Annotated in this window: 26 protein-coding genes; 19 read left to right on the top strand and 7 right to left on the bottom strand. The window is 66.8% G+C overall.

Going from position 1 to position 24,266, the window contains the following annotated elements; all coding sequences use genetic code 11:
• Window positions 1-35: 35 nt before the first annotated feature.
• From ADBZ9K_RS11865 to rplO, 15 genes are all read left to right on the top strand, one after another.
• Complete coding sequence (locus ADBZ9K_RS11865) at window positions 36-2,051, top strand: hypothetical protein (protein WP_526620473.1); 2,016 nt, start codon at window positions 36-38, stop codon at window positions 2,049-2,051.
• Window positions 2,052-2,141: 90 nt separating this feature from the next.
• A complete protein-coding gene (locus ADBZ9K_RS11860) occupies window positions 2,142-4,490 on the top strand; it encodes an arylsulfatase (protein WP_526620471.1) in 2,349 nt (782 codons plus the stop codon).
• Window positions 4,491-4,511: 21 nt separating this feature from the next.
• Window positions 4,512-5,222 (top strand): hypothetical protein, encoded by a 711-nt coding sequence (locus tag ADBZ9K_RS11855; RefSeq protein WP_526620470.1) that lies wholly within the window; start codon window positions 4,512-4,514, stop codon window positions 5,220-5,222.
• Window positions 5,223-5,226: 4 nt separating this feature from the next.
• Entirely contained in the window at window positions 5,227-6,108 is an 882-nt protein-coding gene (locus ADBZ9K_RS11850; RefSeq protein WP_526620469.1) for a formylglycine-generating enzyme family protein, read from the top strand.
• A gap of 98 nt (window positions 6,109-6,206) precedes the next feature.
• On the top strand, window positions 6,207-6,779 hold the full coding sequence (locus tag ADBZ9K_RS11845; RefSeq protein ID WP_526620467.1) for a putative endonuclease domain-containing protein: 573 nt from the start codon (window positions 6,207-6,209) through the stop codon (window positions 6,777-6,779).
• A gap of 249 nt (window positions 6,780-7,028) precedes the next feature.
• Entirely contained in the window at window positions 7,029-7,397 is a 369-nt protein-coding gene (gene rplN / locus ADBZ9K_RS11840; RefSeq protein ID WP_526620466.1) for a 50S ribosomal protein L14, read from the top strand.
• The gene (rplX, locus tag ADBZ9K_RS11835) at window positions 7,398-7,715 is read left to right on the top strand and encodes a 50S ribosomal protein L24 (RefSeq protein WP_135426876.1); all 318 of its coding nucleotides are present in this window, start codon (window positions 7,398-7,400) and stop codon (window positions 7,713-7,715) included.
• Window positions 7,716-7,720: 5 nt separating this feature from the next.
• Window positions 7,721-8,284 (top strand): 50S ribosomal protein L5, encoded by a 564-nt coding sequence (gene rplE, locus ADBZ9K_RS11830; protein ID WP_526620465.1) that lies wholly within the window; start codon window positions 7,721-7,723, stop codon window positions 8,282-8,284.
• Window positions 8,285-8,288: 4 nt separating this feature from the next.
• On the top strand, window positions 8,289-8,474 hold the full coding sequence (locus ADBZ9K_RS11825) for a type Z 30S ribosomal protein S14 (RefSeq protein WP_047329118.1): 186 nt from the start codon (window positions 8,289-8,291) through the stop codon (window positions 8,472-8,474).
• A gap of 85 nt (window positions 8,475-8,559) precedes the next feature.
• Window positions 8,560-8,958, top strand: a complete 399-nt coding sequence (gene rpsH, locus ADBZ9K_RS11820; RefSeq protein ID WP_135426878.1) for a 30S ribosomal protein S8 — start codon at window positions 8,560-8,562, stop codon at window positions 8,956-8,958.
• Window positions 8,959-8,971: 13 nt separating this feature from the next.
• A complete protein-coding gene (gene rplF / locus ADBZ9K_RS11815; RefSeq protein WP_526620463.1) occupies window positions 8,972-9,511 on the top strand; it encodes a 50S ribosomal protein L6 in 540 nt (179 codons plus the stop codon).
• 3 nt (window positions 9,512-9,514) lie between these two features.
• Entirely contained in the window at window positions 9,515-9,922 is a 408-nt protein-coding gene (rplR, locus tag ADBZ9K_RS11810; protein WP_526620462.1) for a 50S ribosomal protein L18, read from the top strand.
• A 25-nt stretch (window positions 9,923-9,947) separates the two neighbouring features.
• Window positions 9,948-10,661, top strand: coding sequence for a 30S ribosomal protein S5 (gene rpsE, locus ADBZ9K_RS11805; RefSeq protein ID WP_526620460.1), 714 nt, complete (start codon window positions 9,948-9,950; stop codon window positions 10,659-10,661).
• A 2-nt stretch (window positions 10,662-10,663) separates the two neighbouring features.
• Complete coding sequence (gene rpmD, locus ADBZ9K_RS11800; RefSeq protein ID WP_167105928.1) at window positions 10,664-10,846, top strand: 50S ribosomal protein L30; 183 nt, start codon at window positions 10,664-10,666, stop codon at window positions 10,844-10,846.
• Window positions 10,843-11,286 carry a 50S ribosomal protein L15 gene (gene rplO, locus ADBZ9K_RS11795; RefSeq protein WP_526620458.1) on the top strand — a complete coding sequence of 148 codons (444 nt, stop codon included), beginning with the start codon at window positions 10,843-10,845 and terminating at the stop codon, window positions 11,284-11,286. Before rpmD ends, rplO begins: the two co-directional genes overlap by 4 nt.
• 46 nt (window positions 11,287-11,332) lie before the next feature.
• Here rplO and ADBZ9K_RS11790 read toward each other — a convergent pair whose 3' ends face one another.
• Window positions 11,333-12,259 carry an LLM class flavin-dependent oxidoreductase gene (locus tag ADBZ9K_RS11790; RefSeq protein ID WP_526620457.1) on the bottom strand — a complete coding sequence of 309 codons (927 nt, stop codon included), beginning with the start codon at window positions 12,257-12,259 and terminating at the stop codon, window positions 11,333-11,335.
• 59 nt (window positions 12,260-12,318) lie between these two features.
• On the opposite strand from ADBZ9K_RS11790, the gene sppA reads away from it, so the two are divergent.
• Window positions 12,319-14,127, top strand: coding sequence for a signal peptide peptidase SppA (gene sppA, locus ADBZ9K_RS11785; protein WP_526620455.1), 1,809 nt, complete (start codon window positions 12,319-12,321; stop codon window positions 14,125-14,127).
• 74 nt (window positions 14,128-14,201) lie between these two features.
• Here the strand turns inward: sppA and ADBZ9K_RS11780 are convergent, their stop codons facing one another.
• The 5 genes from ADBZ9K_RS11780 to ADBZ9K_RS11760 form a co-directional block, all read right to left on the bottom strand.
• Window positions 14,202-15,170, bottom strand: a complete 969-nt coding sequence (locus ADBZ9K_RS11780) for an amidohydrolase family protein (protein ID WP_526620453.1) — start codon at window positions 15,168-15,170, stop codon at window positions 14,202-14,204.
• 185 nt (window positions 15,171-15,355) lie between these two features.
• Window positions 15,356-16,273, bottom strand: a complete 918-nt coding sequence (locus ADBZ9K_RS11775) for a class I SAM-dependent methyltransferase (protein ID WP_526620452.1) — start codon at window positions 16,271-16,273, stop codon at window positions 15,356-15,358.
• Between the two features lie 161 nt (window positions 16,274-16,434).
• Window positions 16,435-17,358, bottom strand: a complete 924-nt coding sequence (locus ADBZ9K_RS11770; protein ID WP_526620451.1) for a class I SAM-dependent methyltransferase — start codon at window positions 17,356-17,358, stop codon at window positions 16,435-16,437.
• Between the two features lie 7 nt (window positions 17,359-17,365).
• The gene (locus tag ADBZ9K_RS11765; protein WP_526620449.1) at window positions 17,366-18,271 is read right to left on the bottom strand and encodes a class I SAM-dependent methyltransferase; all 906 of its coding nucleotides are present in this window, start codon (window positions 18,269-18,271) and stop codon (window positions 17,366-17,368) included.
• Window positions 18,268-19,194: a class I SAM-dependent methyltransferase gene (locus ADBZ9K_RS11760; RefSeq protein WP_526620929.1), complete on the bottom strand. Its 927-nt coding sequence runs from the start codon at window positions 19,192-19,194 to the stop codon at window positions 18,268-18,270. Before ADBZ9K_RS11760 ends, ADBZ9K_RS11765 begins: the two co-directional genes overlap by 4 nt.
• 271 nt (window positions 19,195-19,465) lie before the next feature.
• On the opposite strand from ADBZ9K_RS11760, the gene secY reads away from it, so the two are divergent.
• From secY to map, 3 genes are read left to right on the top strand one after another with little or no spacing between them, the layout of a single operon-like run.
• Entirely contained in the window at window positions 19,466-20,791 is a 1,326-nt protein-coding gene (secY, locus tag ADBZ9K_RS11755; protein WP_526620447.1) for a preprotein translocase subunit SecY, read from the top strand.
• Complete coding sequence (locus ADBZ9K_RS11750) at window positions 20,788-21,333, top strand: adenylate kinase (protein ID WP_526620445.1); 546 nt, start codon at window positions 20,788-20,790, stop codon at window positions 21,331-21,333. Before secY ends, ADBZ9K_RS11750 begins: the two co-directional genes overlap by 4 nt.
• Window positions 21,334-21,339: 6 nt before the next feature.
• Entirely contained in the window at window positions 21,340-22,137 is a 798-nt protein-coding gene (map, locus tag ADBZ9K_RS11745; RefSeq protein ID WP_526620443.1) for a type I methionyl aminopeptidase, read from the top strand.
• Window positions 22,138-22,224: 87 nt separating this feature from the next.
• On the opposite strand, the gene ADBZ9K_RS11740 is transcribed toward map, so the two are convergent.
• Window positions 22,225-24,174: an acetoacetate--CoA ligase gene (locus tag ADBZ9K_RS11740; RefSeq protein WP_526620441.1), complete on the bottom strand. Its 1,950-nt coding sequence runs from the start codon at window positions 24,172-24,174 to the stop codon at window positions 22,225-22,227.
• Between the last annotated feature and the right edge of the window lie 92 nt (window positions 24,175-24,266).

The raw sequence follows: 24,266 nt of genomic DNA, 5'->3' as shown, positions 1-24,266 counted from the left end.
GATGTCAGGAGATCGAACTGCCTACGATTCGTGCGATGCAGTGGTCAGCACTACGCCGACTCGGGGCGGTCACCGGTGTTGTCGCGACGTTGCTGTGCACGGCACCGGGCGCATTCGCTGAGCCAGGCCCGCCGCCCGTCGACATCGGGGGCGCAGTCCTCGACGCGCCGACGTTGTCGTTCACCGATCTGGGCGCGCAGAGCACGGTGTCGTTTTACGGCGGCACGAGTTCGGCCGAGGTGTCCTTTCCGGTGCCGGCCGGCCTGACGCCGACCGCGCTGAACGTGACCCTGGACCTCCCGTTCACCATCCGCTCCGGCCAGGTCACCGTGAGCCAGGGCGACCGGCTGGTCAGCAAGCAGGGGTTGCCGGTGGTTGACCTGGCACCACTTGTTATTCCGCTGTCCGGGGTCGAGGTCGTCGGCAACGTGGCCACGGTGACGCTGACGCTGACGGCCCTGCCGGAGGACGGCTATTGCCTGGATCGGCTCAATCCGATCGACCTGATCAATGGCTCGGTCACCTTCGCCGGCGCCGAGACCCCGCCGGGTACCGTGGCCGACTTCCTGCCGCCGCTGCTGCGCAAGCTCACCATCGGGGTGCCGGCCAGTCCGTCGCGGGCGGAGTCCGATGCCGCAGTCCAGCTGGCCGCCGCGCTGGTGAAGCGGTACGGAAGCCAGCTGGCCGACGTCGAGGTGGTCTCGCTTCTTGACGGGGCGACGACGGTTCCCGTCCCCGGCGCGCCGCTGGAACGCCAGGTCGTCATCAAGGAAGGCCCCGACGAAGCCGTCGCGCTGTCGGGCACCGTGGGTGTTCCGCAGCTGGTGATCTCCGGCCCCGCCGACAAGCTCACCGATGAGACCCGACTTCTCACCGACGGCGCACTGAACTTGGCGGCGGCGCCGCGCGTGGTCCCCGAGAACCTGGGATCGGCTCGGTTGGTGCGGCTGCCCGGTGACCAGACGACGGTGGCGCAGCTGGGCCAGACCAATCTGACCTCGACCGGGGTGTCTCCCCAGGTGAACATCGGGCTGGATCAAACCCGGTTCGGCCGCGCGGTGCAGGGGATTCGGGTGCACGTGACGGGTACGTACACCCCGTTGCCCAACACGTACGGGGCGCAGGTCAGCGCCGCCGTCAACGGCGAGACCATCGATTCGTGGCCCACCGACGCGGCCGGCGCCATCGACCGCTGGATCGACGTACCCGACCGGCTGTTGACCCGCTATACCGAGCTGCAGGTGTCGGTGAACACCACCGGCAACATCGGCGGGTGCAACGACTACCGGCCGATGACGCTGGCCATCGCGGGCAGCAGCGTCGTGCAGACCACCCCGGCCGTTCCGCCCATCCCGCCCGGCTTCGGCTCGTTGCCGCAGGCGCTGATGCCCACCATCGAGGTCGGCATCGGCAAGGACGCGTTCGCCGACACCGTGCGCGCCACGCAGATCCTCGTCGGTCTGCAACGGCTCAGCGCACTACCGCTGCGCACGGCGGTAACGTCGCTGGATCAGGCCCGTGCCGGCCAGGACCCGGCCGTCCTGATCAGCGCCGACGGGTGGACGGACGGCTCCATCACCCTGCCGGTCAGCGCCAATGCGGGTCGCATCACGCTGGCGGGTCAGGGCCCCGAGGACGAGGCCACGCTCAACCTCGACCCGGGCGTGCAGTTCGGGTCGCTGCAGACGGTGTTCGACGGACGTCGCTCGCTGCTCATCGCAACGTCGAACGGTGCCCCGGGTCAGCTCGACGAGCTGTTGCGGTGGATGAATGCCGACCGGTCCCGGTGGCCGCAGTTGCGGGGCAGTGCCATCGTCGCCATCGCGGGTCGGACCCCCGCCATGGTCGCGGGTCGCTCCCCGGTCAGCGTGTACGGTCCGGCCACGCCGGCACCCGAGTCCAGCGCGACGGCATCCGGGCGCTACCGCTATGACTCGGCGTGGTGGGTGGCCGCGGCTGTGGTCGGCGTGGCCGCCGTGGGGGCCGGTGCGATCGTGCTGAGCGCCCGGCGCTCACCGGACGCCGAAGCCAACCACCGCCGGGACGGCTGACCCTCCGTCGGCCGGTGTTTCGACACAGCCGGCTATGAGCTGGCGCAGGTATTGTCCGTGTCCGGGCGACTCGACGACTGAGGAGAGCGTATGACGACGGAGTTCAACGGCAAGATCGAACTGGACATTCGCGATTCCGAGCCCGACTGGGGCCCGTACGCCGCACCCAAGGCTCCCGACGATGCGCCCAATGTGCTCTACCTGGTCTGGGACGATATCGGCATCGCGACGTGGGACTGCTTCGGTGGCCTGGTGCAGATGCCGGCGATGTCCCGCATCGCCGAGCGGGGGGTGCGGCTGTCGCAGTTTCACACCACGTCGCTGTGTTCGCCGACCCGCGCGTCGCTGCTCACCGGACGCAACGCCACGACGGTGGGCATGGCGATGGTCGAGGAGTTCACCGAGGGTTTCCCGGGCAACAACGGCCGCATTCCCGATGACACCGCGCTGATCTCGGAGGTGCTCGCCGAGCGCGGTTACAACACCTATTGCGTCGGCAAGTGGCATCTGACGCCCATCGAGGAGTCCAACCTCGCCGCCACCCGGCGGCACTGGCCGCTCTCGCGCGGTTTCGAGCGGTTCTACGGATTCCTGGGTGGGGAGACCGACCAGTGGTACCCCGAGCTGGTCTATGACAACCATCCCGTGGAGGCGCCGGCGACGCCGGAGGAGGGGTATCACCTCTCGAAAGACCTGGCGGACAAGACGATCGAGTTCATTCGCGACTCAACGATGGTCGCCCCGGACAAGCCCTGGTTCACGTATCTGTGCCCCGGTGCCGGTCACGCGCCGCACCACGTCTTCAAGGAGTGGGCCGACCGCTACGCCGGCACCTTCGACATGGGCTACGAGCGGTACCGCGACATCGTGCTGGAGAACCAGAAGAAGCTCGGCATCGTGCCGCCCGACACCGAACTGTCCGCCGTGAATCCCTACGGGGACGTCACCGGCCCCAACGGCGAACCGTGGCCGCTGCAGGACACCGTGCGCCCGTGGGATTCGCTCTCCGACGAGGAGAAGCGGCTGTTCGCCCGGATGGCCGAGGTGTTCGCCGGCTTCTTGTCCTACACCGACGCCCAGATCGGCCGAATCCTGGACTATCTGGAGGATTCGGGTCAGCTGGACAACACGATCATCGTGGTGATCTGCGACAACGGCGCCAGCGGTGAAGGCGGGCCCAACGGGTCGGTCAACGAAGCCAAGTTCTTCAACGGCTTCATCGACACCGTCGAGGACAGCATGCGGCTGTTCGACGAACTGGGCGGTCCGACGACCTACAACCACTACCCGATCGGGTGGGCGATGGCGTTCAACACGCCCTACAAGCTCTACAAGCGGTACGCCTCGCATGAGGGTGGCATCGCCGATAGCGCAATTGTGTCCTGGCCCAACGGTATTCCCGCCCACGGCGAGGTCCGCGACAACTACGTCAACGTCTGCGACATCACCCCGACGATCTATGACCTGCTGGGCATCACCGCGCCCGACGCGGTGAAGGGTATTTCCCAGAAGCCACTGGACGGCGTGAGTTTCAAAGCCGCACTTGAGGATCCGGTGGCCCAGACCGGTAAGGAAACCCAGTTCTACACCATGCTGGGCACTCGTGGCATCTGGCACAAGGGCTGGTTCGCCAACACCGTGCACCCCGCCGCCCCCTCGGGCTGGTCGCACTTCGATCAGGATCGCTGGGAGCTCTACCACATTGCCGAAGACCGAAGTCAGTGCCACGACCTGGCCGCCGAGCATCCCGACAAGCTCGCCGAGCTCCAGGCGTTGTGGTTCTCGGAGGCCGAGAAGTACAACGGACTCCCGCTTTCTGACCTCAACGTCTTCGAGATGGTCGGGCGCTGGCGCCCCGGCCTGGCCGGCGATCGGAGCAGCTACGTCTACTACCCACACACCGCTCCGGTGTCGATGGGTGCCTGCGTCATGATCGGCGGCCGCTCGTTCTCCGTTCTGGCCGAGGTGAGCATCGACGGCCCCGATGTCGAGGGCGTATTGCTTAAGCAGGGCGCCGGCCATGGCGGGTACGTGTTGTTCGTGGCCGACGGCCGGCTGCAGTTCGTCTACAACTTCTTCGGCGAGCTGGAGCAGCGACTGATCGCACCCGACCCGCTGCCGATGGGCCAGCACATCCTGGGCGTCGGCTATGCCCGCACCGGGGTGGAGGGCACCCACACCCCCGTCGGCGACGCCACCCTCTACGTCGACGGCACTGCGGTCGCGACGCTGCCGGGCGTCAAGGCCCACCCGTTCACCTTCGGGCTGGCCGGTGGTGGGGTCAGCGTCGGCCGCAATCTGGGACAGCCGGTATCGGTGGCCTACCAGGCGCCGTTCAACTTCCGCGGTGGATCAATCGCGCGGGTGGTCGTCGACGTATCCGGCAGCCCCTACGTCGACGCCGAGCGTGAACTCGCGGCGGCCTTCGCCAGGGACTGACAGCCACGTCATACTGGGGGAGTGACTCGGCTGGTGTGGACCGCTGCGGCGGTGGTCTTGCTGGCCGCTCCCGGTGTTGCCTCATGTGCGCGCGACAGCGGCGGAACGCCGGTGCGGGCCGAATCATCCACGTCGAGGACCACGTCGAGCACCCTGACGTCGAGCACCCCGACCTCGGCCGCATCGACCGACGCCCCCGAATCGGCGGAGCCGGGTGTGCTGGAAACCACCCGCGAACCCGTGCCGCCCGACGCGCTGGTGTGCCTGCAGAAGGCAACTGGCCCGACGGCGGTGGCCACCGTCGCCGACCCGGCTGCGCCCCGGGTCACGGTGGCGGTGCCACCGGGGTGGTCGACGAGCCCGGGCAGCGGTGACGTCGGCGCGCTGCTGGCCGGTCCCGACGACATGATCGCCCAGGTGACGATCACGGCCACTCCGCTGGACGCGGCCGCCGCCTTCACCCGCTACTCCGACGACGTGATGGGCAAGTATCCGATCAGCACGCTGAGCCTGCTGCCCGGCGACTTCTGCGGATACAGCGGGCAGAAGCTGATGGGCACGTGGGCCCAAGATCCCGACCAGTCCTTCGAGTACCGGGACCGCATCGCCCACATCTGGACCAACAGCAAGAACTATCTGGTCGCCGTCCATGTCGAAGCGCCTTCGGGCACAGCGGGTTTCGACACCGCCGCGTCGGTGTTGACCGGCGAATTCAGCATCGTCATACCCTGAACCCATGCTCACCGCGCTCGTTGAGGTGCCTGGCGGGTCGTTCCGGATGGGATCGACCAGCTTCTATCCCGAGGAAGCACCGATCCACACCGCGAGGGTGAATCCGTTTGCGATCGAGCGCCACCCGGTGACCAATGCGCAGTTCGCCGAGTTCGTCGCCGCGACCGGCTACGTCACCGTCGCCGAGCGGCCACTCGACCCGGCGCTGTACCCCGGCGTTGCCGAAGCCGATCTGCTGCCCGGCGCACTGATCTTTCGCCCCACCCCCGGCCCGGTCGACCTGCGCGACTGGCGGCAGTGGTGGGACTGGGCCCCCGGCGCACACTGGCGCCGACCGTTCGGTCCCGGCAGCGGCATCGAGGACAAGCCCGAACATCCCGTCGTGCAGGTGGCCTACCCGGACGCGGCGGCGTACGCGGCGTGGGCCGGGCGCCGGCTGCCCACCGAGGCCGAGTTCGAGTACGCGGCGCGAGCCGGCGCCGACACCACCTACGCCTGGGGAGACGAGCCGACCGTCGACGGTCAGCTGATGGCCAACACCTGGCAGGGGCGCTTTCCCTATCGCAACGACGGCGCGCTGGGCTGGGTCGGCACCTCACCGGTGGGCACGTTCCCGCCGAACGGCTGGGGCCTGATGGACATGATCGGCAACGTGTGGGAGTGGACGACGACGCCGTTCTCGGCGCACCACCTCGGAGAGCAGGCCAACTCCTGCTGCCCGCCGCCGGCCAACCCGGACCCGAGCGTCAGCCAGACCCTCAAGGGTGGCTCGCATCTGTGCGCCCCGGAGTACTGCCACCGCTATCGACCGGCGGCGCGCTCGCCGCAGTCCCAGGACAGCTCGACGACGCACATCGGTTTCCGCTGCGTGGTCGACCTGAGCTGAGTCCAGCCTGTCGTTATCGACACGTCCACTCGTCGCACTTTCGCTCGATAACTACAGCCTCGGCACGATGTGTCGGTACCGGTTGCGAACATTCCGCCATGCGCAAGCTCATCGTCGGCAGTCAGGCCCAGCAAGCGGGAGTCGTGACGGAGTATGAGCTGCGTCGGGGATACGTGCGTATGCACCGCGATGTCTATGTGCCCAAGGGATATTCGCCAACTCTGGTCGATGCCATCGACGGTGCGTGGTTGCGTTCCGGCCGAAGGGGCGTGGTCGGTGCCGCCTCCCCGCAAGAGACTCGTTTACGGCTGCTGTATCTCGACGCGGGGTTTCCCCGGCCGACCACACAGATCGCTGTGTTCGAAGACCGGTGGAAGGTTCTGCGCACCCTTGATATGGGCTGGGAAGAATTCATGGTTGCCGCCGAGTACGACGGTGATCAACACCGAACTGACCGCGTGCAATACGTCAGGGATCAACGTCTGATGCCGAAGGTTGCGCGGCTGGGCTGGGATGTCATCCGGGCAATCAAGGAGGATCGCGACGTAGAGATCCTCGACTGCACATACTTGTCCCTGGTCCGGCGCGGGTGGAACGGTCAGCTGCTCCGGCCCCGGCGGAACCGCTGGTGGCGACCACCGATGGCACTGCGAGATGCGGCGAACCTGTAGTTGGCGAGGGCTCCGCCCCCGCACTTCGCCTCGGTAACTACAGTGTCGCCGGCGGGGCTGAACTGCACTGATTTGGAGCTTTCCCGCTCGTCACCTAGTATTTAGGGGTTGCCTAGGGCAGACCTCGGCTGACGGTTGACCGTTGGCCCCGCGTGCTCTTGGGTGACAAAGACCGCGCACGACAGGTTCCCTTTGGGTTGCCTAGAAGGATTTTGCCGTGCACACAGTTACCAGATCCAAGGAGATCTAGTGATTCAGCAGGAATCGCGGCTCAAGGTCGCCGACAACACGGGTGCCAAGGAGATCTTGTGCATCCGTGTGCTGGGTGGCTCGTCTCGGCGCTACGCCGGCATCGGTGATGTCATCGTCGCGACCGTGAAGGAAGCCATCCCCGGCGGCAACGTCAAGCGCGGCGACGTGGTCAAGGCCGTGGTCGTTCGCACCGTCAAGGAGCGTCGCCGCGCCGACGGCAGCTACATCAAGTTCGACGAGAACGCCGCCGTGATCATCAAGAACGACAACGACCCGCGTGGTACCCGCATCTTCGGCCCGGTCGGGCGCGAGCTGCGCGAGAAGCGCTTCATGAAAATCGTCTCGCTCGCCCCGGAGGTGTTGTAAGTGAAGGTCCACAAGGGCGACACCGTGTTGGTCATCGCCGGTAAGGACAAGGGCGCCAAGGGCAAGGTCCTCAAGGCATACCCGACCCGGAACCGGGTGCTCGTCGAGGGCGTCAACCGGATCAAGAAGCACACCGCGCAGTCGGCCAACGAGCGCGGCGCATCCTCGGGCGGCATCGTCACCCAGGAAGCGCCGATCGACGTCTCCAACGTGATGGTCGTCGACTCCGACGGCACACCGACCCGTATCGGCTACCGGGTTGACGACGAGACCGGCAAGCGGGTCCGTATCTCCAAGCGCAACGGCAAGGACATCTGAAGGCGATGACGACTGTAGAAAAGGTTCAGCCCCGGCTGAAGACGCGCTACCGCGAGGAAATCAAGGACGCGCTCAACAAAGAGTTCAACTACGCCAACGTGATGCAGATCCCGGGCGTGGTCAAGGTCGTCGTGAACATGGGTGTCGGTGACGCCGCCCGCGACGCCAAGCTGATCAACGGCGCGGTCAACGACTTGGCGCTGATCACCGGCCAGAAGCCGGAGATCCGCAAGGCCCGCAAGTCGATCGCTCAGTTCAAACTGCGTGAGGGCATGCCGATCGGTGCGCGGGTGACCCTGCGCGGCGACCGGATGTGGGAGTTCCTCGACCGGTTGGTCTCCATCGCGCTGCCCCGTATCCGCGACTTCCGCGGCCTGAGCCCCAAGCAGTTCGACGGGCACGGCAACTACACCTTCGGGCTCGCCGAGCAGTCGGTGTTCCACGAGATCGACGTGGATTCGATCGACCGGCCCCGCGGCATGGACATCACCGTCGTCACCTCGGCGACGAACGACGACGAAGGTCGGGCGCTGCTGCGGGCGCTGGGCTTCCCGTTCAAGGAGAACTGAGCAGATGGCAAAGAAGGCGCTGGTCAACAAGGCCAACAAGAAGCCGAAGTTCGCCGTGCGGGCGTACACCCGCTGCAACCGGTGCGGTCGTCCGCACGCCGTGTACCGCAAGTTCGGCCTGTGCCGAATCTGCTTGCGTGAGATGGCCCATGCCGGCGAACTGCCCGGCGTGCAAAAGTCCAGCTGGTAACAGACCACTACAGAACAGGTGCGCAGCAGGCCCGGCGGAAATTCACCGCAGGGAACCGTTGCGAGGAAGGTAGACAGGCCCAGTCATGACCATGACGGACCCGATCGCAGACTTCTTGACACGTCTGCGCAACGCCAATTCGGCGTATCACGACGAGGTGACCCTCCCGCATTCGAAGATCAAGGCGAACATCGCCGAGATCCTCAAGAAAGAGGGCTACATCAGCGACTTCCGCACCGAGGATGCCCGGGTCGGTAAGGCGCTGGTCGTTGAGCTCAAGTACGGCCCCAACCGGGAGCGCAGCCTTGCCGGGCTGCGTCGGGTGTCCAAGCCCGGTCTGCGGGTGTACGCGAAATCCACCAATTTGCCGCGGGTTCTCGGCGGGCTGGGCGTGGCGATCATCTCCACGTCTTCCGGCCTGCTGACCGACCGCCAAGCCGCCCGCCAGGGCGTCGGCGGCGAAGTCCTCGCGTACGTGTGGTGAGGGGATAGCAGACATGTCGCGTATTGGTAAGCAGCCGGTGGCGATTCCCGCCGGTGTTGATGTGACGATCGACGGTCAGAACCTGTCGGTCAAGGGTCCCAAGGGCACCCTGGAGTTGGCGATCGCCGAGCCGATCACCGTGGCGCGCAACGACGATGGCGCGATCGTGATCAGCCGGCCCGACGACGAGCGGCGCAGCCGTTCGCTGCACGGACTCTCGCGCACCCTGGTGTCCAACCTGGTGACCGGTGTGACCGAGGGTTACACCACCAAGATGGAGATCTTCGGCGTCGGTTACCGCGTGCAGCTCAAGGGCAACAACCTCGAGTTCGCGCTCGGATACAGCCATCCCGTCGTCATCGAGGCCCCCGAGGGCATCACCTTCGCGGTGGAGACGCCCACCAAGTTCTCGGTCTCGGGTATCGACAAGCAGAAGGTCGGCCAGATCTCGGCCAACATCCGTCGGCTGCGGCGCCCTGACCCGTACAAGGGCAAGGGCGTGCGCTACGAGGGTGAGCAGATCCGCCGCAAGGTCGGAAAGACAGGTAAGTAAGCCATGGCTCAAGCACAGAAGGCAGCCACCGATCGCACCCCGGTCGGCACGAGCGTCTCGGCCGCGCGCCGGGTTTCGCGCCTCCGGCGGCACAACCGGCTGCGTAAGAAGGTCGTCGGTACCGCCGAGCGGCCCCGCCTCGTGGTCAACCGCTCCTCGCGGCACATCCACGTGCAGCTGGTCAATGACGCCGAGGGCACCACGCTGGCCGCTGCGTCGTCCATCGAGGCCGATGTCCGCGCCGTCGAGGGTGACAAGAAGGCCCACAGCGTCCGTGTCGGACAGCTGATCGCCGAGCGCGCCAAGGCCGCCGGCATCGAGGCCGTCGTGTTCGACCGCGGTGGCAACACCTACGGCGGCCGCATCGCGGCGCTCGCCGACGCGGCTCGCGAGAACGGACTCAAATTCTAATGATGAACAACGGAAGGACCGCATGATGGCGGAGCAGACCGCAGCCGGCAGCGCGCCGGACACCGGGGCCCCCTCAGCCGGCACCCGTACCGACGTACAGCGCAGTGGCGGACGTGGCGACCGCGGTGGACGTGGTGGCCGCGACGACCGCGGTGACCGCGGTGGACGTGGTGGCCGCGACAGCGGCGAGAAGAGCAACTACCTGGAGCGCGTGGTCACGATCAATCGTGTCTCCAAGGTGGTCAAGGGTGGCCGCCGGTTCAGCTTCACCGCGCTGGTCATCGTCGGCGACGGCCACGGTCTGGTCGGTGTCGGCTACGGCAAGGCCAAAGAGGTTCCCGCCGCCATCGCCAAGGGCGTGGAGGAGGCTCGCAAGAACTTCTTCCGAGTGCCGATGATCGGTTCCACCGTCACGCACCCGGTTCAGGGTGAGGCTGCCGCCGGTGTGGTCATGCTGCGTCCGGCCAGCCCGGGCACCGGCGTCATCGCCGGTGGCGCGGTGCGCGCGGTGCTGGAATGTGCGGGCGTGCACGACGTGCTGGCCAAGTCGCTGGGCAGCGACAACGCGATCAACGTGGTGCATGCCACCGTTGCCGCGCTCAAGCTGCTGCAGCGTCCCGAAGAGGTGGCCGCCCGGCGCGGACTGCCGATCGAAGATGTTGCGCCGGCTGGCATGCTGCGCGCACGTCGGGAAAGCGAAGCGCTGGCCGCTGCGGCCGCGCGTGAAGGAAGCGCATAACGATGGCAGAGCTGAAGATCACTCAGGTGCGCGGCACCGTCGGCACACGCTGGAATCAGCGTGAGAGCCTTCGGTCGCTGGGCCTGAAGAAGATTCGCCAATCGGTGGTTCGCGAGGACACCCCGCAGACGCGCGGACTGATCAAGGTCGTGCACCACCTCGTAGAGGTCGAGGAAGTCAAATGAGCGTTATCAAACTCCATGACCTGAAGCCGGCGCCCGGCTCCAAGACCGCCAAGACCCGCGTGGGCCGCGGCGAGGGCTCCAAGGGCAAGACGGCCGGTCGCGGAACCAAGGGCACCAAGGCGCGCAAGAACGTGCCGTCCACCTTCGAGGGCGGGCAGATGCCGATCCACATGCGGCTGCCCAAGCTCAAGGGCTTCCGCAACCGGTTCCGCACCGAGTACGCCGTGGTCAACGTCGGCGAGATCGACAAGGCCTTCCCCGAGGGCGGCACCGTCGGTGTCGGCGACCTGGTGGACAAGGGCCTGGTTCGTAAGAACGTGCTCGTCAAGGTTCTCGGCGACGGCAAGCTGTCGGCCAAGGTCGACGTGACGGCGCACAAGTTCAGCGGCAGCGCCCGCGAGGCCATCACCGCCGCAGGCGGTTCGGCCACCGAGCTGTAAGCACTCGATGAAAAAGCCCCCGCCTCGGCGGGGGCTTTTTTCGTTGTCAGCTCAGCTGCGGAATGACCTCGGCGGCAAGGCGTTCCATCTGCTCGCGGTCCTCGGCGACATCGACGCCGACCGGGTGCAGCAGCAGCGTCTGTGCTCCGGCGTCGATCACCTCCCGCAGACCGCGGACGACATCGGCCGGTGTCCCCGACACCGGAGCGGCTTCGAAGCCGGTGGTCGTTCCATAGATCCGGTCGAGCCCGGCCATGACGCGCTCGCGCGCCCGGGCGGCGTCGTCGTCGACGATGAGGTACACCCGCTTGCCGATCCTGAACCGGGCCGGATCCTTGTGCTGCTTGGCTAGTTCGGTACCCAGCGTTTGGACGGCGGCGGCGAACGCCGGCGTGCTCGACGCGCCGGCCCCCATGAACGCGTCGCCGTGGCGGACGGCGCGGGCTAGCGAGCGGGGCGCCTTGCCGCCGAACCAGATCGGCGGGTGCGGACGCTGCACGGGTTTCGGTGCGATGGGCAGATCGTCGACGGTGCGAAAGCGCCCGTGGAATGTCACCCGTGGCGCATCCGACCAGGCTGCCTTCATCAGTTCCAGGCCCTCGGTGAATCTGGTGACGAAGGTGGCCGGGTCGACGCCGAAAGCCTCGAAGTCGTGCCCGCCCCCGCCGGTCGCAACCCCCAGTTCGAGGCGGCCGTGGCTGAGCCGGTCGACCGCGGTGACCGCCGACGCCAGCTGCAGGGGGTCGTGTACGGAGGTGATCAGCACGGCCACCCCCAGGCGCAGGATGGTGGTACCGGCCGCCGCCCAGGCGAGCAGCTCCAGCGGGGCGATCATCGGTGCCGAGCCGATGACTTCTTCCATGACCCAGCCGCCCTCGAACCCGAGCTGTTCAGCGCGGGTGAGGTAGCTTCGCAGCCCGTCGGCGTCGAAGCCGTTGGCATCGAACTGCGGGATCGAGATGGAGAACTTCACCGCTCCACCCTACGAGTGGGCCGACGGGTACCGGCGGCAGCGCCGGTAGCCTCGACAGTATGTTCGCCTTCCTGCCCGGCATCCCGGGTGCCGACGACATCCGCGACGCGCTGCGACGCATCGACACCGCCCGCCACCACGGTGTGCCCGACGGCTGCATCCTCGAATTCGATGTGCAGTCCGTCCCGCCGGAGACCGGCGGCTTCGATCCGCTGACGTTCATCACCGGCGGTGGACGCCCGCTGCTGCTGCGCGACGCCGTTGCCGCGCTGCACCGGGCGGCCGAGGATCCGCGGGTGGCTGGGCTGGTGGCCCGGGTGCAGCTCGCGGCCGCCCCGCCCGGGCCGGTGCAGGAGCTGCGCGCGGCGATCGCCGCCTTTACCGCGGCCAAGCCGGCGGTGGTATGGGCCGAGACCTACCCCGGCACGCTGTCGTACTACCTGGCGTCGGCATTCACCGAAGTGTGGCTGCAACCGTCGGGCACCGTCGGCCTGGTCGGCTTCGCCACCAACGCGCTGTTCCTGCGCGACGCGCTGGACAAGGCGGGTATCGAGGCGCAGTTCATCACCCGCGGCGAATACAAGTCGGCGGCGAACCTCTTCACCCAGGACCACTACACCGACGCCCACCGCGAGGCCGATTCCCGGCTGATCGAAAGCCTGCACACCCAGGTGTGGCAGGCCATCGCGGAGTCGCGGCACATCGACGTCGCGGCGGTGGATGAACTGGCCAACCGAGCGCCGCTGCTGCGCGACGATGCGGTCACCGGACACCTGGTCGATCGCATCGGGTTCCGCGACGAGGTATACAGCCGGATCGCCGAACTCGTTGGTGTGCAGGGAATTTCGCCGGAGACCGGTGACGCCGACACCGCCGACAACGCTCCGCCCCGGCTGTACCTGTCCCGGTATGCCCAGATCCGCAAGAGCGGTTCCCCGGTGCCGATGCCGGCGCTGCCGCCCCTCCCGGGCCGCAAGAAGCGCCCGAAGATCGCGGTGGTGACGGTCGCCGGATCGATCGTCAGCGGCCGGGGCGGCCCACAGGGGCTGCCGCTGGGGCGCCCCAGCGCCGGTGGCGACACGATCGCCGCGGCGCTGCGGCAGGCCGGGGCCGACGAGGACATCGCCGCGGTGGTGCTGCGCGTCGACAGTCCCGGCGGAGCGGTCACCGGCTCGGAGACGATCTGGCGAGAGGTGACGCGGGTTCGGGCCAAGGGCAAGCCGGTGGTCGCCTCGATGGGCGCGGTGGCTGCCTCGGGCGGCTATTACATCGCGATGGGCGCCGATGCGATCGTCGCCAACCCCGGCACCATCACCGGGTCGATCGGGGTGTTGACCGGCAAGCTGGTTGCCCGGGAGTTGAAGGACCGCCTCGGGGTTGGCTCGGATAGCCTGCGCACCAACGACAATGCCGACGCCTGGTCGGTCAACGCGCCGTTCACCCCGGAGCAGCACGCCCTGGTGGAGGCCGAAGCCGACCTGTTCTACACCGATTTCGTGCACCGGGTGGCCGAGGCCCGCCACATGTCGGTCGAGGCGGTCGACGCGGTGGCGCGGGGCCGGGTGTGGACTGGGGCCGACGCGCTGGAGCACGGACTGGTCGACGAGCTCGGCGGCCTTCGGACAGCGCTGCGGCGGGCCAAGGTGCTTGCCGGCATCGACGCCGACGCCGACGTCGAGCTGCTCGGGTACCCCTCGAACTCGCTGCGGGATTTCTTGCGGCCCAAGGAGTCGTCTCAGCCGGCGGCGGCGTCGCTGCCGGAAGCCGTTGCGGCCGTGCTCGGCCAGTCGGTCCGGGGCGTGTTGGACCAGGGAGAGCGGGCGCTGACCGGCACCAGCGTGCTGTGGCTGGGAGACAGCCGCTTTTAGGGGTCGGATCCGGCATGCGCGCCGGTGGCATTCCGTTGCCGGCCATCGACCTCCGTGGCCACGGCCACCTGGTGTCACTGGTGCTGAGCGGCGGCGAGCCGGGGGAACAGAACAGAAGTTGCGGCGTCGGGTACCAGGGCGAATTCCGCTTCGGCCAGGGAGGGAGCCTGCGCGAGCGCGCCTGCAAGGGCGATCGCGGCCGGAGCCGGGGTGAAGGGAAAATCACTGCCGTAGAGCAATTGTCGGGAACTGGCCACCGCCAACAACGCTGGCAGCGCGACGGGCAGTGGTATGCCGGCCAGATCGTAATAGAGCGAGCCGAGCACCTCTGGAACATTGATGGGAGTCGAACCGGTGACCGCGGAGATGGCCGCGACTCGGTGTGCCACAACCGGCAACACCGCACCTGCGTGTGGCACGATCCAGCGAATCTGCCGATACCGTTGCACCGTTCCGGACAGGATGAGATCGACCACGCAGCGGGTGGTGTCGAAGAGGAATTCCAACATGGGCCGCGGTCTCCCGAGCGCGGTCACCTCCCACGCCGGCGGAGATGTCGGATGCAGCAGGACCACAGCTGCCCGGGCGTCCAACTCGGCCATCACCGGAGTAAACGCTGTGTCGCTGAGGTAGCGGCCGTGGTAATTCGTCTTCAGCGCAACGGCATCGGCACCCAGGTCGTCGTAGGCACGGGTCAGCTCTAGCAGTGCCCCGTCGAGGTCGGGAAGGGGAAGTACGGCGGCCAACCCGAAGGTCGCTGGACGTCCTGAAACAATATGTGCACCAGCATCATTGACGTGGGTCGCCAGCTCGCGCGCCGCGGCGTTCATGCCGAGCTCGTTCGCGCCGAAATGTACGCCTGGCGATGAGATGGACAACACCGCGGCCGCGGTGCCGCTTTGGCCCATGACGTCAACCGCCGCCTCGACGCTCCATTCGGGGATTGCTGGCATACCGTCGGGATGACCATGACCGGCCATCTGGCATTCGCGTCGGTACCGGGGTGTCACGTAATGTGCGTGGACGTCCAGCCATCCGGACATGCCGGCTCCCTTGCTTCACCCGACTACGTTGACTGCGATCATGCCATGAACCGCCGAGCTGACATCAGTGTCGAGAGCCGCGAGCGCCTGTTGGTCGCGGGCTGAAGCATGTTCGCTCGATAGTCAACGGGCCGGCACGGCCAAAGGGCCGTCCAGCGACGCGACGCCGGCCTGCCGTGGACCCCTCAGCCCAGTGTGGCGCTGACGTAGACGATCTCGCCGAACGGGTTGTTGTCGTCGTCCTGTTTGGGCGGAGTCGCCAACCCGTACCGCACGAACAGCTCATCGTTCGGGATGCCGGTCACATCCCATCCCTTGCCGCGCAAATACTCCATCACGTGGCTACGCGGTCCGGCGTACACCAGGGATCCCATGTCCAGATCAAGTCCCTGTTCACGGGCCCTGGCCGTCATCTCAGAGCCCTTCTCTGGGTCGAAATCCATGATCCCCGGCACATATTCGGTCGCTACGGTGCTGCTTGGCGCGCTCAGAGTGGTGATGGTGTCGAACAGACGGTCTTGAGCCTCGGGAGGCAGATACACCAATAGGCCCTCGGCCACCCATGCGGTGGGCGCGCTGGAGTCGAAGCCCGCGGCGCGCAATGCGGCGGGCCAGTCCTCGCGTAGATCGATGCCGACAGTCTGGCGTTGTGCGGTCGGCTGGGCGCCGAGACCATCGAGCACACCGGTCTTGAAGTCGATCACTTGCGGTTGGTCGATCTCGTACACGGTGGTGCCGGCCGGCCACGGCAGCCGGTAGGCGCGGGCGTCCAGCCCCGAAGCGAGGATCACAGCCTGCCGGATTCCGCTACCGGTCGCCGAGATGAAGTACTCGTCGAAGAACTTCGCGCGCACGGCCATTCCGTCGATCATCGCCTGCACCCGCTCGGGGCTGACATCGTCGAAAAGTGACGCGTCGAGCTTGCCGTCGATCATCTTGATGAAGAAGTCGATACCCACCGCCCGGACCAGAGGATCGGCGAACGGGTCGTCGATGAGGTGGCGGGGGTCCTTGGTGGCCAGGGCGCGCCCGGCGGCCACCGCTGTTGCGGTGGCGCCGACGCTCGAGGTCAGGTCCCAGCTGTCGTTGTCGGTGCGGGCCATGAATGCTCCTACTGCAGGTGTGCGCAGATGTACTGCATGCCGGTGAACTTCTGTGCCATGTCGTCGTCGTGATGTTCAAAACTGTCAAAGCCGTTGTCCGCGAGCAATCCTGGTCGTCGATGAGAGTCCCAGGTCCCAGGTGTCTGCGTTCGTCCGTGCCATCACTCGGTCCCGGTGAGGTGCGCCGTAAGGTATCCGCTGGTGTCGCTGAACTGAGCCAGCATCGCATCCTCGGGAAGCTCGAAGCCGTTGTCGGCGTAGGCCTCCCGGGTGGTCCGGGTGCTGATCTTCCAGCCCCGTTCGGCCAGGTAGTCGCCGGCGGCGTTGCGTTCGCCGGTGTAGAACAGCGCCGGTAGGTCGATGTCGGAGCCGATCCGCGTCGACCAGTCCTTGAACCGTTGCACCAGGCTGTTCGGCAGGGTAGTGCCCGCGGCCATGAACTCGGTGGCGAACCGGCTGCCGGGTGCCGACAGGTCGGTGACGCTGTCCAGCAACCGGTCCTGGGCATCGGGCGGCAGGTAGATCAACAATCCCTCGGCGATCCACGCGGTCGGCTGGGTGGTGTCGAAACCGTTGTCGCGCAGGGCCGTGGGCCAGTCGTCGCGCAGGTCGATACCGATGGCGCGGCGCTGCGCGGTCGAGGTCGCCCCGAGGTCGGCCAGTACCTGGGTCTTGAACTCGATCACCTGTGGTTGGTCGAGTTCGAAGACGACCGCGCCGGCCGGCCAGCTCAGCCGGTAGGCCCGGGTGTCCAACCCGGAGGCCAGGATCACCGCCTGGCGCACCCCGTCGCGGGCGGCGTTGGTGAAGAAGTCGTCGAAGAAGCGGGTCCGCACCGCGATCTGTTCGGTCATCCGCTGCCGGCTGAGCATCGGATCGTCCTCGACGCTCGCTTCACCACTGGCCAGCCGGATCAAGGGTTCCACCCCGACGGCCTTGACCAGGGGATCGGCGTACGGGTCGTCGATCAGGGCGTCGGGTCCACGGGAGGCCAGCGCCCGGGATGCCGCAACGGATGTCGCGGTGGCTCCCACGCTGGAGGCCAGATCCCAGGTGTCGCCGTCGTGCCGGATCGAGTCGCTCATGGTGGTGTCACTTCCGAATCGCGGTGACGGACAGCGAGTTGCGCAGCCCGGAGCTGAGCTCGCCGTCGGGGAACGTTCGGCCGTAGGTGGCGAACATCTCGGGACGCGTTCGCGCGCCGACGTCCCAGCCACGGGCCTGCAGGTAGTCCACGACGGCATTGCGTTCACCGGTGTAGAACAGGTCGGCCAGGTTGAGGTCCAGCCCCAGTTCACGCCACCGGTCGCTGACCCTGTTGCTCCGGTCGGCCAGACCCGCCCCGGCGTCGGGGTGATACTCGGTGGCCAGCCGGCTGCCCGGCGCGGACAGGGCGGTGATGCTGTCGAACAGCCGGTCCTGCGCCTCCGGCGGCAGATATACCAGCAGGCCCTCGGCGCTCCACGCGGTTGGGGCGGTCTCGTCGAAGCCGTTGGCACGCAGCGCGGCCGGCCAGTCTTCGCGCAGGTCGATGCTCACGGTGCGCAGCTCGGCGGTGGGGGAGGCGCCGAGCCCGGCCAGCGTGTGCGTCTTGAACTCGATGACCTTGGGCTGGTCGATCTCGAAGACCACGGTGCCCGACGGCCAGTTCAGCCGGTAGGGCCGCGAGTCCAGCCCGGAGGCCAAGATCACGGCCTGTCGCACGCCGGCCTCGGTCGCGTCGGTGAAGAAGTCGTCGAAGAAGCGGGTGCGTACCGCCATCACGTCGGTCATCGTCCGCGCGGTGCCCTCGGGGTCGACGGCGGCCAGGTCGATCTCGCCGTCCACCATTCTCGTGAACAGCTCGATGCCGACCGCGCGCACCAGCGGCGCGGCGAACGGGTCGTCGATGATCGCGTCGTCCTCCCGGCTGGCGAGGGCGCGCGCGGCCGCCACCATGGTGGCGGTGGCACCCACGCTGGAGGCCAGGTCCCAGGAGTCGGCGTCGGCGCGGGTCATCGGGCACCGCCGAAGGTGGCGCTGATGTAGGAGAGCTTGCTCATCGGTTCGTCCTCCTCGAAGGTGTCCCGCCTGCCGGCGCTCAGCAGCTCATTGACCGAGGCGTTGCTGACCTGCCAGCCGTGGGCGGCCAGGTAGGTCCCGGGCTCGTTGCGATCGCCAAGGTAGACGAGGTCGCCGAAATCCAGGTCGAGCCCCTGGTCGCGCCAGTGGGCGGTGATGGCTTCCATCTGCTCGCGGGACTCGTCTTGCTCGTCCGGGCTCATCGGGGGTGCGCAGTCGATGGCGACCCGGCTGCCCGGTGCGGACAGTTCGGTGATGGTGTCCAGTAACCGGTCCTGCGCCTCCGGCGGTAGGTAACCCAGCAGCCCCTCGGCGCTCCACGCCGTCGGCGCCTGCGGGTCGAAGCCGGCGTCCTGCAAGGCGGCAGCCCAGTCGTCGCGCAGGTCGACGGCGACGGCGCGGCGGTCGCAGGTCGGGGCGGAGCCCTGGGCGGCGAGCGTTTCGGTCTTGAACGCGATGACGTCGGGCTGGTCGATCTCGAAGACGACCATGCCGGCCGGCCAGTTCAGTCGGTAGGCCCGGGCGTCCAGGCCGGAGGCCAGGATCACGGCTTGCCGGACTGCGGCGTCGGCTCCGGCGAGAAAGAACTCGTCGAAGAATTTGGTCCTCACCGCCATGTTGTCGGTCAACCGGCTCGCGCCCATGGCGGTCTGGTCATCGGCGGCGGGGAGGTCGCCGCTGGCCATCCGGGTGAAGAAGTCGACCCCGACGGTACGTACCAGAGGCTCGGCGAAGGGGTCGTTGATCAGGGGGTCGGGTTCCCGGCTCGCCGCGGCTCGGGCGGCGGCCACCAGGGTCGCGGTGGCGCCTACGCTCGAGGCCAGATCCCAGGTGTCGTTGTCGGTCCGTGTCATCGTCAGCCCTCGCTCCAGCGATTTTGCTTAGCTTGTATAACCAGTATCGACTGTACGCCCTTCTCGCTGTGTTGCTGCTGTGAGCGGGAGCGGCGGCGGGACGGTGCGCGGATTGCCGCCCTGCCTGGGCCAACTGTTACTCTCGTAGACTGTTTGAACGCGTGATGCCGCAGGTGAGAAATTGGCGGCGATCAACGCAAGGCAGGAATACCCGAACGCTGGCCAGTCCAGCCCCATTGGCACGCTGAGACTCCAGTCCGGCTGCCCAGGAGGAAGAGTGCTCTCGGCTTTCATCTCTTCACTCAGGACGGTCGACCTGAGGCGGAAGATCCTGTTCACCCTGGGCGTCGTCATCCTTTATCGGGTCGGCGCGTCCCTGCCGTCCCCGGGTGTCAACTACCGGAACGTCCACCAGTGCATCGAGCAGGTGAGCGGTGGCGCCGGGGCTCAGATCTACTCGCTGATCAACCTGTTCTCCGGCGGCGCCCTGCTGCAGCTGACGGTGTTCGCGGTCGGCGTCATGCCCTACATCACGGCCAGCATCATCGTGCAGCTGCTGACGGTGGTGATCCCGCGCTTCGAACAGCTGCGCAAAGAAGGTCAGGCCGGTCAGGCCAAGATGACCCAGTACACCCGCTACCTGGCGATCGCGCTGGCCATTCTGCAGGCCACCAGCATCGTGGCGCTGGCCGCCAACGGTGGCCTGCTGCAGGGCTGCACGCTCGACATCATCCCGGACCAGAGCATCTTCGGCCTCGTCATCATCGTGCTGGTGATGACCGCTGGTGCCGCCCTGGTGATGTGGATGGGCGAGCTGGTCACCGAGCGCGGCGTCGGCAACGGCATGTCGCTGCTGATCTTCGCCGGCATCGCCGCCCGCATCCCGGCTGAGGGCAAGAGCATCCTGGACAGCCGCGGTGGCCTGGTGTTCGCCGCGGTCTGCGCGGCAGCGCTGATCATCATCATCGGCGTGGTGTTCGTCGAGCAGGGCCAGCGGCGCATCCCGGTGCAGTACGCCAAGCGCATGGTGGGCCGGCGGATGTACGGCGGCACCTCGACCTATCTGCCACTGAAGGTCAACCAGGCGGGCGTTATCCCCGTCATCTTCGCCTCGTCGCTGATCTACATCCCGCACCTGATCACCCAGCTGATCCAGAGCGGGCGCAGCACACCTAGCAACGGGTGGTGGGACCGATTCGTCGCCAACTACCTGACCAACCCGGCCGACCCGGTCTACGTCGGCATCTACTTCGGCCTGATCATCTTCTTCACCTACTTCTATGTGTCGATCACGTTCAACCCTGACGAGCGTGCCGATGAGATGAAGAAGTTCGGTGGCTTCATCCCCGGTATCCGTCCGGGCAAGCCCACCGCCGACTACCTGCGCTATGTGCTGAATCGGATCACCCTTCCCGGCTCGATCTACCTGGGTGTCATCGCCGTCCTGCCCAACGTGTTCCTGCAGATGGGCAACGGCGGCGGCGTCCAGAACCTGCCGTTCGGCGGTACCGCGGTTCTGATCATGATTGGCGTCGGTCTGGATACCGTGAAACAAATCGAGAGCCAGCTCATGCAGCGCAACTACGAAGGGTTCCTGAAGTGAGAATTGTTTTGCTGGGACCGCCCGGGGCGGGCAAGGGCACTCAGGCGGTCAAGCTGGCTGACAAGCTCGGGATCCCACAGATCTCCACCGGCGATCTGTTCCGGCACAACATCAGCACCGGCACCGAGCTGGGCCTGGAAGCCAAGAAGTATCTCGACGCGGGCGACCTCGTCCCAGCGACCCTGACCAATGCCCTGGTCGACGACCGGCTCGATCAGGACGACGTCGCCGGCGGGTTCATCCTGGACGGTTTCCCGCGTTCGGTCGAGCAGGCCGAGGCGCTGAAGCAGATGCTCGAGCGACGCGATCTCAAGCTGGACGCGGTGGTCGAGTTCAGGGTTCCCGAGGACGAGCTGGTCGAGCGCCTCAAGGGCCGCGGCCGCGCCGACGACACCGAGGACGTCATCCGCAACCGGTTCAACGTCTACCGCGACGAGACCGCCCCGCTGCTGGACTACTACCGCGATGAGCTCAAGACGGTCGACGCCGTCGGCAGCCTCGATGAGGTGTTCGCACGGGCATTGCGCGCACTCGGTCGCTGATTCTCGATGGTCTCGCTGCCCGGCCTGCGTAACCGCAAAACCGTCCCAGCCCGCACCCCGGGTGAACTGGATGCGATGGCCGCCGCCGGCGCGGTGGTGGCCGCCGCGCTGCGCGCGGTCCGCGAAGCCGCCGGCCCCGGGGTGTCCACCAAGGACCTCGACGACATCGCCGAGACGGTGATCCGCGACGCCACGGGCATCCCGTCCTTTCTGGGCTACCACGGTTTTCCGGCCAGCATCTGCTCGTCGGTCAATGACCGCGTGGTGCACGGCATTCCGTCGCCCGACGAAAGGCTGGCCGAGGGCGACCTGGTGTCCATCGACTGCGGTGCGATCATCGACGGCTGGCACGGCGACGCCGCGGTGACCTTCGGGATCGGCACGCTGATCGAGATGGACGAGGCGCTATCGGCGGCCACCAAGCAATCGATGGAAGCCGGCATCGCGGCGATGGTGCCCGGCAACCGTCTCACCGATGTCTCGCATGCGATCGAGATGGGCACCCGCGCGGCCGAACGGACCTACGGCCGGCGGTTCGGCATCGTCTCCGGCTACGGCGGACACGGCATCGGGCGGCAGATGCACATGGACCCGTTCCTGCCGAATGAAGGCCAGCCCGGACGCGGCCCGCACCTGGTGGTGGGCTCGGTCCTGGCGATCGAGCCGATGCTGACCCTGGGCACCACCAAGACCCGGGTGCTGGCCGACGAGTGGACCGTCGTCACCGCCGACGGAACCCGGGCGGCGCATTGGGAGCACACCGTGGCCGTCACCGACGACGGCCCGCGCATTCTCACGGTCTGATCTGCACCGAGCCCCGGCCTAAGTTGCATCTGAGCGCCGGGCTTGTAGTGGGAATGAGGCAGGGGGGCTCGCCCTGGCTCGGCTGACTTACCACTGGTGCTCCTGCCCTTGCTGCCGGTACCAATCGATGATGTCCGGAATGTCGATTGACTGCGGGTCCAGGGAGACATCGGCATGTCCAGCGAGGATCGCGGTGATGGGCACTTCGAGCTTCTTGCCTGTGCGTGTGCGTGGGATACCAGGTGCCTCGATCACCTCATCGGGAACGTAGCGTGGTGACAGGTTCGTCCGGATCGTCTGACGGATCTTCTCGCGTAGTCGGTCGTCAGCCCGGATTCCCTGCGCCAGCGTGACAAAGAGCGGCATCCAGTAGGCCCCGTTGGGGCCGTTGACGCCGAGAACGAGCGCATCGTCTATCTCGTCCAGAGCTTCCACGATCTCATAGATGTCGGCTGAGCCCATCCGGATGCCCTGGCGGTTCAACGTCGCGTCACTGCGGCCATGGATGATCAGGGAGCCATGCTCGGTGATCTGAACCCAGTCCCCGTGACGCCACACATTCTGCGCTTGCCCGTCAGCCCACTCGTACTCGAAATACGCAGCGCGATAACGCGCCCCGGAATCGTCGTCCCAGAATTTGACCGGCATGGACGGCATCGGCTGAACCACGACCAGCTCGCCGACCTGGTTGACGCGTTCTGTTCGTTGCGGCGACCAGCTGTGCAAGTCCACGCCCAAGAAGCGAGCTGGCAACTCGCCGGGCATTGCGGGAACACCGGGCGTTCCACCGGCGAAAGCGGTGCAGACGTCGGTTCCTCCACTGATGGACGAAATCGCCACGGTATCGCTAACCTGTGTGGTGATCCACTGGAAGAGGTCTGGAGGTAGGGGCGAGCCTGTGCTTCCAATGGTTTTCATCCTGCTGAGGTCGTGACTGGTGCCAGGAAGGAGGCCAGCCTTGCACGACGCCTGCAGATAGGCCGGACTGGTGCCGAAGTACGACACTCCCAAGTCGGCGACGAGTTGCCATAGCCGCTCTGGTCCCGGGGACAGCGGGTTGCCGCTGTAGCAGACAACTGTGGAACCGACGAGCAGCCCGGCGGCCCGGAAATTCCACATCATCCAGGATAGCGCCGTCTGCCAGAAAAACCTGTCACCTTCGCCAAGATCGCCGTGCAGCGCAACAGCTTTGAGGTGTTCAAGCATGATTCCGCCGTGGCCGTGCACAATCCCCTTGGGGCGTCCAGTCGTACCTGAGCTGAACAGCACCCAGAGCGGGTGGGCGAAGGGTACTTGCTCTACCTGAAGTTTGGTGGGGTTGGAGAACAGTTCGGTGTATGTCTGTTCGATACCAATGGCCTTCGGCGCGTTGGGAAGAAGCCGTTGAAGCTCGGCGTTGTCCGATCGCTTGTCGATCCAGCGGTTCTTGTAGCGATACCCCACCGAGGTGAACAATGCTCTCGGCTTGAGTTGCGCCAGACGAGCGGCCGCGCCTTGTGGAGCGTAATCTGCGCCGCACGCGGACCAAATAGCACCGATCGCCGCGGTCGCGAGGAAGGCGACGATCGCCTGGGGAACGTCTGGAAGGTAGGCGGCGACCACGTCGCCGCGTCTCACGCCAGCTGCACGTAAGATTTCGGAAACCGCCGCGATTCGAGAAGGCAAGTCGCACCAAGGGATTTCGGTACGACCGCCGTCCTCGTCAATGCCGATGATCGCGGGTCCAGATAGGTTGGTGTGGCGCAGCACGAGATTGACATAGTTGAGATCCACGCCGGGGAACCACGATGCCCCCGGCATGGTGGCGTCGGCGAGAACCCCCTTCCGGCCGTCCAGCGGTGCTGTAGCGGGTATGGCGAAGAACTCCCAGACGGCGCGCCAAAATGCGGGAATCTGCTGAGTGGACCAACGCCACAAGTCGTCGTAGCTGGCGTTCGCCGGCGCGTCGTATCGGTCCGAGGCAAAGGAAGCAAACCGTGACAGCTGGCTGCCATGTGCGCATCGCGCGCCATCCAACGACGCGTAGTTGCTGGTCACGTCCCTCCCCTAGGTAGGTCTCGCCGGTGGAGAACATCTGTCTAATACAAAACGATCACACAGATGTACTAGTTGCGTGTCGGATCGTAGTT

It is taken from the genome of Mycobacterium sp., assembly GCF_965229265.1.
In the GTDB taxonomy this organism is placed as follows: Bacteria; Actinomycetota; Actinomycetes; order Mycobacteriales; family Mycobacteriaceae; genus Mycobacterium.
The sequence above is the reverse complement of the archived record's forward strand: the minus strand, read 5'-3'. Positions and strand labels throughout refer to the sequence as shown.